Origin of the sequence: Clostridium sp. OM05-6BH, from assembly GCF_003481635.1 — a bacterium.
Classification (GTDB): domain Bacteria; phylum Bacillota; class Clostridia; order Lachnospirales; family Lachnospiraceae; genus Butyribacter.
In genome coordinates this window covers 243305-259563 of record NZ_QULH01000002.1, presented here as the reverse complement: position 1 = coordinate 259563, position 16259 = coordinate 243305, and the positions used below count along the sequence as shown (strand labels likewise).

Annotated in this window: 15 protein-coding genes; 1 reads left to right on the top strand and 14 read right to left on the bottom strand. The window is 41.5% G+C overall.

Features of this window, described 5'->3' with window-relative positions; all coding sequences use genetic code 11:
* Positions 1–76 precede the first annotated feature (76 nt).
* The gene (locus tag DXB73_RS03685) at positions 77–277 is read left to right on the top strand and encodes a DUF378 domain-containing protein (protein WP_022024686.1); all 201 of its coding nucleotides are present in this window, start codon (positions 77–79) and stop codon (positions 275–277) included.
* Between the two features lie 682 nt (positions 278–959).
* On the opposite strand, the gene DXB73_RS03675 is transcribed toward DXB73_RS03685, so the two are convergent.
* From DXB73_RS03675 to mutL, 14 genes are all read right to left on the bottom strand, one after another.
* Positions 960–1946: a D-alanyl-D-alanine carboxypeptidase gene (locus tag DXB73_RS03675; RefSeq protein WP_118690183.1), complete on the bottom strand. Its 987-nt coding sequence runs from the start codon at positions 1944–1946 to the stop codon at positions 960–962.
* The gene (mgsA, locus tag DXB73_RS03670) at positions 1943–2356 is read right to left on the bottom strand and encodes a methylglyoxal synthase (protein WP_022024684.1); all 414 of its coding nucleotides are present in this window, start codon (positions 2354–2356) and stop codon (positions 1943–1945) included. The genes DXB73_RS03675 and mgsA overlap by 4 nt, the downstream gene beginning before the upstream one ends.
* 52 nt (positions 2357–2408) lie before the next feature.
* The gene (locus tag DXB73_RS03665; RefSeq protein ID WP_118690182.1) at positions 2409–3629 is read right to left on the bottom strand and encodes an FtsW/RodA/SpoVE family cell cycle protein; all 1221 of its coding nucleotides are present in this window, start codon (positions 3627–3629) and stop codon (positions 2409–2411) included.
* A 79-nt stretch (positions 3630–3708) separates the two neighbouring features.
* Positions 3709–3984: a cell division topological specificity factor MinE gene (gene minE / locus DXB73_RS03660; RefSeq protein WP_022024682.1), complete on the bottom strand. Its 276-nt coding sequence runs from the start codon at positions 3982–3984 to the stop codon at positions 3709–3711.
* Positions 3985–4018: 34 nt separating this feature from the next.
* Positions 4019–4807 carry a septum site-determining protein MinD gene (gene minD, locus DXB73_RS03655; protein WP_022024681.1) on the bottom strand — a complete coding sequence of 263 codons (789 nt, stop codon included), beginning with the start codon at positions 4805–4807 and terminating at the stop codon, positions 4019–4021.
* A 152-nt stretch (positions 4808–4959) separates the two neighbouring features.
* On the bottom strand, positions 4960–5625 hold the full coding sequence (minC, locus tag DXB73_RS03650; RefSeq protein ID WP_118690181.1) for a septum site-determining protein MinC: 666 nt from the start codon (positions 5623–5625) through the stop codon (positions 4960–4962).
* 28 nt (positions 5626–5653) lie between these two features.
* Entirely contained in the window at positions 5654–8509 is a 2856-nt protein-coding gene (locus DXB73_RS03645) for a penicillin-binding transpeptidase domain-containing protein (RefSeq protein WP_118690180.1), read from the bottom strand.
* Between the two features lie 16 nt (positions 8510–8525).
* Complete coding sequence (gene mreD / locus DXB73_RS03640; protein ID WP_147354454.1) at positions 8526–9056, bottom strand: rod shape-determining protein MreD; 531 nt, start codon at positions 9054–9056, stop codon at positions 8526–8528.
* Complete coding sequence (gene mreC / locus DXB73_RS03635; RefSeq protein ID WP_118506369.1) at positions 9053–9919, bottom strand: rod shape-determining protein MreC; 867 nt, start codon at positions 9917–9919, stop codon at positions 9053–9055. Before mreC ends, mreD begins: the two co-directional genes overlap by 4 nt.
* A gap of 27 nt (positions 9920–9946) precedes the next feature.
* A complete protein-coding gene (locus tag DXB73_RS03630; protein ID WP_118690178.1) occupies positions 9947–10954 on the bottom strand; it encodes a rod shape-determining protein in 1008 nt (335 codons plus the stop codon).
* 23 nt (positions 10955–10977) lie between these two features.
* The gene (radC, locus tag DXB73_RS03625; protein ID WP_118690177.1) at positions 10978–11685 is read right to left on the bottom strand and encodes a DNA repair protein RadC; all 708 of its coding nucleotides are present in this window, start codon (positions 11683–11685) and stop codon (positions 10978–10980) included.
* A gap of 153 nt (positions 11686–11838) precedes the next feature.
* Positions 11839–13140: a methionine gamma-lyase family protein gene (locus DXB73_RS03620; RefSeq protein ID WP_347474468.1), complete on the bottom strand. Its 1302-nt coding sequence runs from the start codon at positions 13138–13140 to the stop codon at positions 11839–11841.
* A 57-nt stretch (positions 13141–13197) separates the two neighbouring features.
* Positions 13198–14175: a tRNA (adenosine(37)-N6)-dimethylallyltransferase MiaA gene (gene miaA, locus DXB73_RS03615; RefSeq protein ID WP_118690176.1), complete on the bottom strand. Its 978-nt coding sequence runs from the start codon at positions 14173–14175 to the stop codon at positions 13198–13200.
* A gap of 31 nt (positions 14176–14206) precedes the next feature.
* Entirely contained in the window at positions 14207–16258 is a 2052-nt protein-coding gene (mutL, locus tag DXB73_RS03610) for a DNA mismatch repair endonuclease MutL (protein WP_118690175.1), read from the bottom strand.
* Position 16259: the final 1 nt, after the last annotated feature.

The following is a 16259-nucleotide window of genomic DNA, read 5'->3' as shown; positions in this document are numbered from 1 at the left end:
GTGCAAAGTTTGAGTGTATAATTTGAATCTCTCTGGTAATACTTAGAATAACCATAATAAAAAGGAGGTTACTACATTGAAGACATTGGATTATATTTTATTAACGTTAGTGATCATCGGTGCGATCAACTGGGGACTGATCGGCTTCTTACAGTTCGATCTGGTCCGTGTATTATTTGGCGATATGAGTTTGTTGTCACGTATCATCTATGCGGCAGTGGGCATTGGCGGACTATATGCGATCAGCTATTATGGTAGGATCCGTTCCCAGTCTTAATTTGTGGCAAAGAAATTCTATTTACCCAAAAAATCAGAACACATTTCCAATTTCTGAAAACGTGTTCTGTACATACTCCCATTCCAATAGTTTCTTTGAGAAACTACTCTAACTTATTCTACTCATACTCTGCACATCAAAATTATCATATTGTCACATATTGCTTATTATGTCAAAGAATACTAAGCATTTTGCAGCCACAACATAGTGATTTCTGCCAGCAGAGAACTATAGTAATTGCCTTGCCGCATTTTCGTTTTTAGTGATTTCTAGATTTTGTTGTCTCTGATAATTGATTTACATGCCTTGCGGAAACTCGAAGTCCCGGAAGCAAGGTAATCATCATTTTTGAAAGGGACTTTGCGCTCGTCGTTACTTATGTCTCGTATTTCAGAGACATTAAGTAACGTGACGTAGCGCATCGTAGCGAAAGCGTCCCGTCCAAAAATGGATGATACCTTGCTAAACCGGGACATCTCAGACATTCCTTCAGGCATGTATTTATCAGAGACATAACAAAATAAGAAATCACGTAAAAACTCTGCGTTCTTCGGCAATTATCTTAGTTCGCTGCTGGCAGAATAAGTTAGCTTATCGGCTGCAAAATACCATTACATATTGCTGACATAATAAGCAATATGTAACACAACAGCAGCTTCGGATGTGCGAAGCTGCTGTTGTGTTATTTTATATATTCTAACAGTTTATTCATTTGCAGATATAGGCTTTCGCCACCGACTGCTTTCAAGACAACAGATATATAGCCATTGCCCTCTTTGTCCTTTGAATACAAGATCAAACAAGAACCCGCCTTCTGCGTTGTTCCGGTCTTACCTCCAATGACCTTTACACCTTTCGGAGCTGTTGCTGTTCCGATCAAATAGCGATCTGTCGTCTTAAAATATTTCGTATGTTTTTCGCCGTCTTTGTCAGTATATTTTGCCTTATAATTTGGTTGATTAATAATATCCATAAATGTATCATACTGCAATAATTCATGAAAAACCAAATACAGGTCATATACGGTAGTATAATGCTTATCATCATGCAGTCCGTGCGGGTTGACGAAATGAGAATCAATTGCACCAAGATTTTTCACTTCATCATTCATCATGTCAACAAACTTTTCTACACTGCCGCCAACATGTTCTGCAATGGCTACTCCTGCATCATTTCCCGAAAAGACCAAAAAAGAATACAAAAGATCACGCAATACGATCTTATCTCCTTCTTTAAAACCGCACAACTTAGCACCATATTCCGTAATATTGGCTGCATCATGACTAAATGTGACTGTATCATCTAAATTACCGTATTTCAAAGTAACAAGTGCTGTAACAATCTTAGTAATGCTTGCCGGATACATTCTATCATAAATATTTTTGGAAAATAGCATCTTTTGCTTCGTATCATTTACGATCATTGATGCTCCCGCTGTCATAACACTATCACTGCCCTCTTTGGACTGTTTATTTTTAGGGATCACACAGATATCTTGTGAAAGATAATCCAAAGAGTATGCACCGCCACTTGCCACTACAGTACCTGTTTGCATTTGAGGGCGATAATTCAAGCTGCTCTCTCCGGATGAACCGCATCCGGAAACACACAATGTAACCGCTAAAAATAATGCGGTCAATCTGCCGTATTTTTGTATTGTATTTCTCATTCTGCCAACCCTTCTTTTCTAAGCACTTCGCGCCATTCCAAATCTCCGCGGTCTAATGCTTTGACAAGTAGTTCTGCTGTTGCCAAATTCGTTGCAAACGGAATATTATAGGTATCACACAAATGGATCACTGTATTTACATCCGGTTCATGTGACTTTGGAGATAACGGATCCCGCAAAAAGATCACCATATCTATCTCGTTATGTTCGATCTGTGATGCCAATTGCTGTTCACCACCCAAGTGACCGGCAAGATATTTATGCACCGACAGATTTGTTACCTCCTCGATCAACCGACCTGTCGTTCCCGTTGCATATATATCATGCTTACTCAATATTCCGCGATAAGCAATTGCAAAGTTCTGCATTAATATTTTCTTTGCATCATGCGCTACCAACCCAATATTCATATGTTGTTCACCCCTTTAATTCTATCAAAGTATTTTTAGGAAATATATCCCGCTATAATTCTAAATCCATATCAATGTCCCGCTCTGCATCACTTCCATACATATTACGCATAGAAAATCCACCTTTGCTGGATTTGGCAGGTTGTATGCTGATATTCATGATCAAACCTATTCCGATCATGGATGATAACATCGAACTCAGTCCATTGCTCAGAAACGGTAATGGAAGTCCGGTATTTGGGAACATAAAAGTTGCAACACTTATATTTGCAAAAACCTGAAACATATACATAGATGCTACTCCCATTGCAATCATCTTCCCCAATAAATCCTGTGCCTTTCCAGCCACACTAAAGCACTTAAAGATCACAATCGCAAGCAGTATCAAAATCAAACAGCAGCCCAGGAAACCAAACTCTTCTCCAATGACGGACCAAATAAAATCACTCTCACGTACACCTACGCTGCTATAGTTTCTACCGACTTTAGCATCTCCGCCATCTTGCAAAAACTTGCCATATATTTTGCCCGAGGCTATTGCTCGAATAGAGTGCAGCTGCTGATAATTATATTTCTCCGAGTTTGGAAAGGTATCCGGATACAACCATGACATGATTCGATTATACTGATACCCTATCAACAGTCCATTATGTGGCTGCTGAATATACCAAGCACCTACAATACCAATTGGAACAAACAGCAATATGATCGGCACTATAATGCGATAGGACAACCCCGCTGCAAATATCATTACGACCATGATAAATGCAACGACCAGACTGGAACTTAGGTCAGGCTGTTTTAAGATCAATAACATTGGAACTGCTGTTATTACTAACGTCAATACTAATGTTTTAACCTGGAACATTTTACTGGACCGCCTTACTAAGAAAACTGCCAGCGTCAAAATAAATATAATCTTCATTAACTCTGTCGGCTGAAATGTCAGTCCCAGCATACGAATCCAGCGCTTGGCATCTGTACCATTGTTAGTTCCCAGCGGCGTATACGTTGCCAAAACAAGTATAACACCTATTACATAAAATATTGCTGTAAACTGACAGATAAAATGATAGTCTAATACCGACAAAATGGCAATGATCACGATTCCCATGCAGATTCCCATGATCTGGCCCTTCATATAAGACATTCCATCATCTTCTCCACCTGCCAGTCGAACTGCAAATGCACTGATCATACATAACACCAGTACAACACCAAGAAGAGAAATATTGTAACGCTTCCAGTCATATTGTTTGATACGATTTATCATCTTAAATTCATCCCCATTTACCCAGCATGTTTCAATTTTGTGTCAACAGTTTATCCGCAGCCGAACCTATTCAGATTCTTTACTTGCGGAAATTTCTGGATCCTTTGATCGGAATATTAGCCAACAATGCATTGACTGTCTCTGACCCAACTTCTGTTTTTGCCATTTTGATATCCAGCTCATCCGTATCAATATCCAAGTATTTGGATATCACCTGAATGATGTCATTTTTCATCTGATCCATTAACTCTGGAGAGCAAACAGCGCGATCAGAAGTAATGGCAACTTTTAGTCGATTCTTAGCAATATCACTGCTCGAACCGGAACTCTTAAAAAAATTTGAAAAAATACTCATATCTTCTCCTCCATACGCTATATGCGCAGTAATATTATTTCTTAAAAATTGCCTTTAACTTTTGGAACAATCCATTAGTTGCTTCCAGATTCAAGTAAGGCACTTCCTCGCCCAAAATACGATGACAAATATTCATATATGCCTGTCCTGCCTGACAGTCTTTACCAACGAGCGGCTCACCTTGATTGGTTGAAATAACAATATTTTCATCATCCGGCACAACGCCGATCAGATCAACAGCCAGGATTTCAACAACATCTTCGCTTGACATCATATTTCCCTCTTTGACCATATCGGTACGCAAACGGTTAACTACCAAGTGAGTAGATCCAATCTCATTTGCCTCTAACAGACCAATGATACGATCTGCATCACGGACAGCAGACACCTCCGGTGTCGTTACAACCAATGCACGGTCTGCTCCTGCAATCGCATTTTTAAATCCCTGCTCTATACCCGCCGGGCAATCCATTAATATGTAATCAAATTCTTCTTTCAGATCGTCCGCAAGTTTTTTCATCTGCTCTGGTGTAACAGCTGTTTTATCCTTAGTCTGTGCGGATGGCAGCAGGTAAAGATTTGGATAGCGCTTGTCTTTGATCAACGCCTGCTTAATACGGCAGTTGTTCTCAACAACATCAACCAGATTATACACAATACGGTTTTCCAGTCCCATAACTACATCTAAGTTACGAAGTCCTATATCCGTATCGATCAATACTACCTTTTTGCCCAACATAGCAAGACCGGTTCCGACATTTGCCGTAGTTGTTGTCTTACCTACACCACCTTTACCGGATGTAATTACGATTACTTCACCCATTGTTTACCTCATTTCTGCATACGCCACTCTGTCTTGATTACTCTATTACTTCTATAATTTCGGATCATGCCCGTATGCTGACACAATCTCGCAAATTATATTGTACCAAAAAGCAATAAGGAAATCCACTTTTTTCGTGAAAAATCACGAAATTACAATCGAATATCCCCCATCACATCTTTATCCAATGGTTCAATATAAATATTTCCATCTTCCCAAAATGCAATCTTGGTTTCTTTTTCTTTCTTCTTTCTTGGCTTATCCGAGGAACGTGCAATCGTATCTGCGATACGGATCTGCACCGGATCCATATCCAGTGCAACAACAAACGCATTCGTATTTCCGGAAGATCCTGCATATACATTGCCCTTTAAGGATCCAAGAATGATCACATTCCCCTTAGAAACTACTTTTGCCCCTGCTTTGACATCTCCAATGATGATAATGCTGGTTTCCACATCCAACACCTGTCCGGAGCGAAGATTTCCTTTGAAAAACTGTCCTGTACTGTAGTCAATCTCTTCCTGTCTGTTTTCTATGCTATTTTGAAATGCTGTCTCCAAAGCCTCGTCCTCTTCCATGATACACGGAATCAGTAAATGGCAATTTTCCTGAATACAGTCTACCAGCTGCATCTTCTCATCATCGCTCAGCTTTTTCCCTTGAAAAGATACTGCTTTCGTCGCTTCTCCCCAAAAGGCTGCTGACTCCTTAAATTTCTCGCTGACCGCCTGCTTAAGTTCTTCAAACGCAGCTTCCTCGTTCAGTACAATAACAATGCCTGACTTGGTGCCTTTCATTGCTACTAATTCACTCATAGATCTCCTCCATTCCTCATACGATAGATTAATCCGTATGCGTTGTATTGGATTCCGGCATTTTAATCTTACCGGATACTTTCTTTTTGTTCTTACTAAAGTAATATTTATAAACATCTCTTGCCGTCTGTGCAGCATTGGATGATGTAAAACCGTTAGGTATTACGCAAGTTACAGATATTTCAGGATTCTTGTACGGTGCATAAGAGACAAAATATGCATGGTTAGCATGCAATTTACTCTGCTGAGCCGTTCCTGTCTTGCCGGCGATCTTTACTTTCATTCCGCTGAACATAGATCCAATGGAGCTTCTGCTTCCATTGACCACTCGATACATTCCGTTATGAACTGCTTTCCATGTCGAGTTAGCAATATTCACCTTATTACGAACCTTTGCATGATTATCCAGTATCACATTGCCATTGACATCCTTTACCTGATCGATCAAGGTCAGATCATAGCAGGTACCACTGTTGGCAACCGTTGTAACATAACGGGATAACTGGATCGGCGCATAACTATGTGTTGCCTGTCCAATTGCAGAACGCACAGCATCTGTCTTGGAGAAGTTCGGCTCACTTTCCGGAAGTTCGACACCGGATTTATCTGTCAATCCAAACATATCCGCATATTTTTTTAGCCGCGATAAACCGCGCGCATTATTTACCTGCCCGTGTGTAAGACCGCTCAGTTTATATCCTACGGTATAGAAAAAGTAGTTACAAGACACTTCCAACGCACCAGATACGTTAATGCTTCCATGACCTGCCGTACTCCAACATTTTGGAGACGGTGTGATCTTATCAAACGTAACATTATCATGGATCATTGTTCCGGTACTGATCACTCCTTCTTCTAATCCCGCTACAGAAGATACGACCTTAAAGGTAGACCCCGGTGCGATCTTTTGCTGTGTTGGTCGGTTCATCAGCGGAGATGAAGTATTCTGTGTTAAATATGAATAAAAATAATCCGAATCAACCTGATTTGCCATCTTATTATTATCGTAACTCGGATAAGAAACCATAGCCTTTACATCACCAGTCTTAGTATCTGTTACAACGATGGAACCCGAACACGGATCCAGGCCAAGCTGTCCCGGCGTAATCTCCAGTTTACGGATCTTACCGGTCAAGAAAGAATACGGTGATGTAATACCATGCTTAACCTTACTGTATTCCTGAGCATTGTATTTGATATCACCTTGATCAAATAACAGTAGGCAGCAGTCCTGCCCTGATATTTCATAATGATAGATCAAATAACTGTATACCATCTTACTGTATGTTGTATCATCTTCCAACAGTTTTAATCCATAATCGACCAATTTTTTGTATATTTCTTCCGTACTGTAATAGGAATCACCAATCTTTAGCACACTCAGATCAATCCAATTGGCAGAAATTGCATACTGCAAATATTGACTGAGACTAATCTTCCCATTTTGGTACTTTTTATAGGTATCATCTGACGTATCTATGTCATCCGTCAAAACAGTCCCCTCATTCTTCAACGCAGTATAAAAATATGAAACGAAATCCTGCATGTCTTCCGGAAGCTGTTTGTAAGTTTTTTTGCTGTCCGCTGCCAAATATGTCTTTAATCTGCTCATAATACGTTTGGATTTTGTCTTATATTTTTTATATATTGCTTTTTCCAGATCAGACGCATCTTTCTCTGTGAATCTGGTGACATCGATCACATTATTCTGGATCAATGCATTGTATACATCATAAATTGGGATTCGAATTTCAGAAGCACTGCGGCCACGACTTCCTGCATCAGATCCATTGCTGATCTTTGATAACAAAATTCCGGCAATATGCTCCTCCAAGAGATTGTAACACTCCTTCTGAAGCTTTGCATCAATCGTAAGATACAAATTATTTCCCGCAACAGGATCTGATTTTTTCGTCACATCCAGTACACGGCTTGTTCCACTATTGATCGACAAAGTTTCACTGCCTTTTTTGCCCTTGAGATAATTTTCACAACTACTCTCAAGACCGGAGATACCAATCTGATCAGATGTCGTATAATCTGTATTTGGGTCTTTCTGCTTTAATTCCTCCAGTCGCTCCGTTGTCACAGCTCCGGTATAGCCTAATATATGTGCAAAATATTTGCTATCTTTGTATACACGTGTTGTATCATCTGAAATATTTACGCCGGGAAGATCAGCACTGTTTTCTTTGATCGCTGCAACAGTAACATCATCGACATCGTTTGCCAATGTGATCGTTTCATACATTTTATAGCGATTCATAAACATTGCATATCGTACAGCCATAATTTTTAATGCAGTATCTTCATCATATTTTTTATCGATCAAAAACTTTGGGCTGTTCGATCCCTCATCATAACGAAGATACTCAAATAACTCCCTGGCAGACATATCACGCTGCTCCTGTGTAAGCTCTTCCACCCTTTTAGCGGAAAAGATTTCTTTTTTGAAACGAAGCAAAGCGTTTCCGGATAATGTGTATTCTAAGTTGCCTTTCTTGTTTTTATGAATATAAAATTCTACGGATAATGTACCATCATTTTTCTCAATTAATTGGATCAAACGGTAGATCATTGCATTTTTATCTTTGGACGACAGACCTTTGGTCTTATCATTTTCCTCAAAGATCACGTTATGCGATAGTGCATTATAGGCCAATAACTTTCCATTACAATCATAGATATTTCCACGTGTTGCTTTAATCTCGCGTGTTTTTGTTGCCTGTTGCTGGGATTCCTTCTCATATTCATCCCCTTTCACAATCTGAAGCTGAAACATGCGATTGATCAACAAGGCAAACAATAATATGTATACCACTAAAACAGGCAGCAGGCGCACTGAAAAAAACACCTTTAAATATCGTTTTATGGTATCTAACATGATGCTACCTCTCTTTCTATCCCTCAAAAGGCTTCTTTGGTTTCAACAATACTTCTACCGGCGGATTGATCTTGGCATCCAGCTTATGAATAATGCGGAATAACACCGCACCTAAAATGACCGTATAGATCATCTCCGGCAATATCACACTTTTCACATAGAAAAGTATGTTTAATCTGCCGCGTAACATAAAATTACAGGCATAATATAACACACCGTATATGACATCGCTGCCGGCAATGGCAACAATAGGTACAGTCAGATCCTCCTCAAAGTACAATTTGCTGGCAGCACCACACAAATATCCAACAACAGAATAGATCAATATTCCGATACCGATCACACTGCCGTATAAGGCATCAGTAAGCAATCCGCTGATCACTCCGGCGAATATACCGCACTTTCGTCCATATAATAATCCTGCAGCAACAGTCACTACCAAGATCAGATTTGGCACCATATGTGCGATCTCTATATAACGAAAAACGGTTGTTTGCAGCAAGAAATTTATGATAAGCAGCATAAATATTGTTATGTAACGCCTCAATTCAACATCTCCTTTAATTCGTCTGAATTTTTCACTTTAGTAATAACCAGCACCATATCCAATTTGCGAAAATCTGCTGCAGGCGTCAGATATGCCGTCTGTGTCAAATTGGATACATCTTTTTTCAGATCATGCACGTATCCGATCAGGATTCCTGAAAGATATTTATCACTGATCTGAGATGTGACAACTTCATAACCATCTTCGATCTTAGCATTGCCGGATATACTACTAACCTCTATCACACCATCATTCATTAACTGCAGATTTCCGCTTACAATGCAGCTATCTGATGTTTTTAAAAAGGTACCATATACGTTACTGTCATCATCAATGATCGAGCGAACAGTAGAATACGACTTTTTAACATCTGTAATGATACCAACCAGTCCGTCTCCTGCCATTACATTCATATTAACGGCCAGTCCATCTTCCGATCCTTTATCAATAATAAAAGTGTTGTACCAATTATCAGGATCACTACTGATAACTCTTGCAGCTACTTTCGGATAACTTGCATACTGCTCGTCTAACTTGTACAGCTTACGGAAATCTTCCAGCTCATACTTATCCTGTTGCAGCAAGCGGTTTTCTGCTGACATTTCATCTAATTTTTTTTGCAAAGCATCATTTTGTTTCAACAGTTTATTCATTGTGGTAATATGCTTTGTCTGTTTAGCAATCTTACGTCCTATCGTATTAATACCCCTCTGCATCGGTGTGATCACACCGCCAACTGCTGACTGTACCGGTGCCATTTTGTCATTGAAACGAAATGAAACAACAATCATCAAAATACTGACCACTGCGATCACTGCTAATATATATTTAGGGTCAATGGTAATTTTCGTTTTTTTACGCATTTTCTGATCCTTCCTCAAACTGCATTCTTATTTCATAAGAGTTACATATTTTGCTGCCTGTTTGCTATGCTCTGCAAAATACCCCAAACCGGAAACTGCCGTTTCCTGCGGCTTGTCCGAGATATTGACAGCCACTCCGGTTTTTGTCTGAAGCAGTGCCGCCAGTCCATGAATCTCAGAGGAGCCTCCTGTCAAATAAATGCCACGTTCCTTTATGTCCATGGATATTTCCGGAGGTGTATGTTCCATAATGGAACGCGCCTGCGTTATGATCGTCTCAAAAAACGTAGTTGCAAGTGGTGCAACCTCTGCACTCGTAAGCGTAATCTCACCAGGAAGTCCCTTCACAACATCTCTGCCTACCAACTTCATGGATCGATCCAGTGTTGTCGCGGCAATCAGCTCTTTTTTTGCTTGCTCTGCAGTCCTACAGCCGATCAAAAAGTTGTATTCCTTGCGCACATAACTTCGAATAAGCATATCCAATTCATTTCCACCGGACGGCAAAAGCTTACTGACTACAATTCCACCTAGAGAAAGTACCGAAATTTCTGTTGTGTCAGCACCTACATCGATGATCATTGCCCCACGCAGCTTCTCTACATCCAAACCAAGTCCAAATGCATTAGCAACCGGTTTATCTACTAAAAAAACTTTCTTTGGTTTCGTTTCACCGCGGGAAATGATCTGGGAATATGCTTGTTTCTCAACTTCCGTGATATCAGCCGGAACTGCCAGATAATACTCACAGCCTTTGATCTTCTTTTTACCGGACAAAGAATAGTTCATGTAATTCCACAAGGCGATCATATCCTGCATATGTGCGATCACGCCATGCTGCAGTGGAAAAGAAACATGAATGCTTGGCGGTTCTTTTTCATACATTTCATAAGCTGTTTCGCCAATGGCGATTGGCTTATTCTCTTTGCCAACAGTAGAGACTACATTGCGTTCCAATATTACAATGCCATTTCCTTTTTTATAGATTTTGATGGTACCGGTTCCAAAATCAATACCATATGTCTTTTGTGCCATGGAAATTCTCTCCTTCCCATCCCTTAAACGGGTTTGTCCATATATCCGCTCTCGCGGAAACTAACATAGCGGTTGTCCCCTATGATAATATGGTCAACCAGCGGGATACCAATCAGATTTCCCGTTTCTATGATTCGTTTTGTCAAAATAATATCGTCTTTGCTCGGTGTCGGATCTCCAGACGGATGATTATGTAACAGTAAAATACTGACCGCCTTGTGCTTTAGCGCATTGTAAAAGATCTCACGTGGAGCTGCTAATGATGCGTTAAATGACCCATTGGATAATTCCAAATCATCCTGCACCGCATTTTTCCCATCTAAGATCAAAAGCCGAACCTGCTCCGTCTCCAAAAAACGCATCGATAAATATGCTCTTGCTACTATGGCAGGATTATCACAAAGCAGGATTTCTTCGCCGTCTAACGATCTCATCATGCGTTTCGTGATCTCAGTCAGGCAACGCAGCTGTATCGCTTTGACTCTCCCGATTCCTTCCAATTCCTGCAGTTGTTCCTGCGACATCTGAAATAGTCCGCCAATCCTTTTACCCGGAATATGCTGCAACACTTTCTGTGCCAATTCCGTAGACCGCAATCCACCACAGCCGGTTCGAATAATGACTGCCAATAGTTCCGCATCCGACAACACTTGTGGACCATACATAACACATTTTTCGTATGGTCGTTCCGAAGCCGGCAATTCTTTCATGGTTTGTATTGTTTTTCCCATAGTACCTCCTGTTGTCAGAAGGCTCTCCTTTGCACACTCTTCATCTTAGCATAAATTATTTTCTTTGTATAGAAGCATACCTCAAAAAAGAAATGACTTTTTCGTGAATTTTCGACGCCAAATCCTATGCAGGATCAGAACTAAACCTGTCTTTTATGGTAATTTCACAAGGTTTTCCTGTACAAGGTACTGTAAAGACATTGTAATGCCAAAACGAGCATGATACCATGTAAGCCCCCCTTGGAAATAGACCGCATACGGCGGTTCGATCGGCCCATCTGCGCTAAGCTCGATCGAAGAACCCTGTACAAATGCACCTGCCGCCATAATAACATCACTATGATAGCCGGGCATAGCATACGGCTCCGGTGCCACATGGCTGTCAACCGGAGAGCCGGCTTGTATCCCTTTGCAAAAAGCAATAACTGCTTCCGGAGATCCAAGTGTAACCGCTTGAATGATATCATGACGGCTCTCTGTGCCATCCGGGACAACCGGGAAACCTAATCCTTCATATACATTTGCCGCAAAAATCGCGCCTTTTAATGCGCCTGCCGTTACCGTTGGTGCCAAGAAAAATCCTTGAAAAAATGCTTGATTTACCCCCAACGTCGCACCGACCTCTTTGCCAAGTCCCGGTGCAGTCAACCGATACGCACAAAGATCCACTAACTTTTCTTTACCGACAATATATCCGCCGATCGGAGCCAGTCCGCCACCAGGATTCTTGATCAGAGATCCTACACAGAGATCAGCACCGACCTCAGTTGGTTCTATCGTTTCGACGAATTCTCCATAGCAGTTGTCAACCATACAGATAACATCCGGTTTAATGGATTTAATAAATGCGATCAATTCGCCAATGCGTTCCACAGAAAGTGTCGGTCTCGGATCATATCCCTTGGAACGCTGAATAGTGACTAACTTTGTATTATCCCGTAACGCTGCCTTGATCCTTTCAAAATCAAAGCTTCCATCCGGCAGCAGATCTACCTGTCGATAGGATATACCAAATTCTTTGAGAGATCCCGGTGGATTCACTTCTCTGGTCCCGATCACGCCCTCCAATGTATCATAGGGTCTGCCCACCGGTGAAAGAAGTTCATCGCCCGGACGAAGCATTGCCGACAATGCCACCGTAAGCGCATGTGTTCCACAAGTAAGCTGTGGACGTACCAATGCAGATTCTGCCCGAAAAACATCTGCATAAACTGCTTCTAAGGTCTCACGGCCAAGATCATCATAACCATACCCTGTTGATGACTCAAAGCAGGCAGCACTCACTCTGTTTTTCTGCATTGCTCGAAGCACCTTGATCTGATTTAGTTCCGCCACTTGATCGATCTGCGCAAAACGATCTTTCATTCTGCTGCTGATCCCGTGACAGTAATCATAGACCTCTGGAGAAATCCCCGCGTCCATATAACTTTTTTTCAGTAAATTCATTGTATCCATTGTAATTGCATGTTCCTTTCTTAAGCCTATATATTTAATTCGAATATTAAAACGCTGTTACTGATCTGCCGGCAAAATATGAGCGTTCTTCAGATCCTCTATCATATATTGCAAAATAGCATCTTCATTTTCATACGTTTCTTTATCAATCCAAGTTACATCCCGTTCACGCCGAAACCAGGTAAACTGACGCTTTGCAAAATGTCTGGTTTCACGCTTGATCCGTTCAAATGCTTCCTCAAAAGAACAGCTCCCCTGCAGTGCATCAATAATTTCTTTATAACCAAGTCCCTGCATCGAAACCATATTCGGAGTGATCCCTTGCTGCAATAATCCTTTCACTTCGTCCACTAAACCGTCCCGCCGCATCACATCAACTCTGCGATTGATACGATCATATAAGATTTCCCGTGGCAGACTGAGTACGTAATATCGAAACTGATACGGTGATTTTCTTTGCCGCTCCTGTTCATTATGTATTGATATCTTTTCCCCCGTCTGATGATTAAATTCCAGCGCACGTATCACACGTTTCACGTTGTTAGGATGAATCTCGTCCGCGGCCTCCGGATCGATTTTGGCCAATCTGGCATGCAGCACATAACCCCCCTGTTCTTCTGCAATCTTTTGCAGTTCTTGACGATACTCTATGTCCGTATCTGTTTCCGTAAAAGATATATCATACAATACAGATTGAATATAAAATCCGGTACCACCCACTAATATCGGGATCTTATGTCTGGCATAAATATCTTCCATTGCCTCTTTGCATTTCTGTTGAAATGCCATCACATGAAAGCTGTCTGAGGGATCCATAATGTCGATCAAATGGTGCGGTACTCCATCCATCTGTTCCTTTGTGATCTTCGCCGTGCCAATATCCATTCCGCGATAAACCTGCATCGAATCTGCAGATATAATTTCACCCTGTATTGCTTTGGCAAGACCGATCGATAATGCTGTTTTGCCAACCGCGGTCGGTCCTGTCAATATAATAAGCGGTCTTTTTGTGCCTGTGTTGTCCTTCGCTGTCATTCTTTTTCCTCCAACTTGTCAGATCAAAAGATCAGACGATTCGTTTAAACTTCTTTTCGAGTTCTCTTTTGGTCATTCGTATCATCGTCGGTCTGCCATGCGGACAATGATATGGATTATCCAAAGACATTAGCTCTCTCATCAGCTCTTCTGCCTGCCTAAAATCCAGTTCGTTATTTCCTTTTACAGCCGCCTTGCAGGACATGGATGCTATTTTGTCAAGCAGGATTTCCGGGGTGTCGACACCACGCTGCCTTCCACAAAGCGCCAAAGCTTCTACAAACAATGCCTGAACTTCTATTGATGGCAAATGTGCCGGTATACCGCTGATCGCATACTCTCTTCCACCAAAAGATTCGATTTCAAAACCAAGCTCACGGAACAATTCCTGATGCTCCTTTAATGCCTGCTCTTCCTGCATCGACAAGCTTAAGATCATCGGTGGCTGCATCATTTGGATCATCGGCTGTTTCTCTTGGAGTTGTTTCATAAAGCGTTCGTATAACACTTTTTCATGCGCCGCATGCTGATCTACCAAATACATCGCATCTTCATACTGTAATATCCAGTAGGTCTGAAATACCTGTCCAACAATGCGAAGTTCCCGCAGTGCTTGATCTTCTAATGCTCCCTGCTCTTCAAACATGCTTGCCTGCTTGACATTTTCGATCGTTGCCGCCGCTTCCACCGCAGGGGCCTGTGGCTTTTCGTCGGTCTGTTTTTCAGATTCCGTTGCTGTCACAGAGACCTGTGGATCGTCCTTGGATCGTTGCTCCGCAGAATAGACCGGTGCCTCCTCACGAAGAACCGCCTGAAGATTCGGCACACTCTCGGATTTTTCAACAGATTGCTGCGATATCGGTTCGCTCACAATTTTTTGAGCATGCATGATTCCTAACTGTTCCGCTTCTTTCTTTTCTCTTTCTGTCAGATCCGCACCTATTGCGTTTTGTTTGGATCCCCGTTCGTCGGCAGCAATTACGCCAACCTGCACTTTTTCTTCCTGCCTGCGTTTTTTTTCAAAAAATTCTGCGCCACGTTCGCTATTTGATACTTTACTTTTTTCAGTAACTAAGGAAACCTCCGGAATAAATTCCCTTTGCTTAAGCCCCTCTGAAACTGCATGAAACACGCTCTGAAAAATTTCTTTTTCTCTGGTAAAACGAATCTCCATCTTCTGAGGATGCACATTCACATCAATATAAGCCGGATCTATTGTAAAATGCAGAGCTGTAAATGGATAGCGATGCTGCATTGAATACGGTGCATACGCCTCCTCAATCGCGCGATGTATCACTTTGCTCTGAATAAATCGTCCATTAATAAAGTAATTCATATAATTACGGTTTCCTCTGGAAATAACAGGCTTACCAAGGAATCCCTCAACTTCACAAAACACTTCTTCCCTATGCACTTCCAAGAGATTTGATGCGATATCCCGCCCATAAATATGGTAGATCACATCTTTTAATTTGCCATTACCCGGCGTGCTGAGTTTGGTCTGATTCTGTGCAATAAAACGAAACGCCACCTCCGGATGAGACAATGCAAGGCGCTCTAATACCGTGCTGATATAACTGGTCTCTGTCGGCGATGATTTCAAAAATTTCAGTCTGGCCGGCGTATTATAAAATAAATTGTGGATCAAAAACGTTGTCCCTTCCGGACAGCCAACTGCTTCTAGCGTTTTCTCTTCACCACCCTGTATCACATATCGATTTCCCATTAATGCTTCTTTTGTCTTAGTCACCATCTCTAACTGCGAGACTGCTGCCACGCTGGCCAACGCTTCACCGCGAAATCCCAGACTGGAAACTCCCAAAAGATCTTCAACACCCTTGATCTTACTGGTCGCATGCGGCGTAAAGGCAAGCACAATATCCTCTTTGGCAATTCCGGTTCCATTATCAGTGATACGGATCAACTCTTTTCCGCCATCCTTCACCTCGACCGTAATCGCATTTGCCTGCGCATCAATCGCATTTTCAACCAATTCTTTTACCACTGCCATCGGCCGTTCTATCACTTCCCCGGCAGCGATCTGATTGATCGTATTTTGATCTAATACATGAATTTTCGGCATA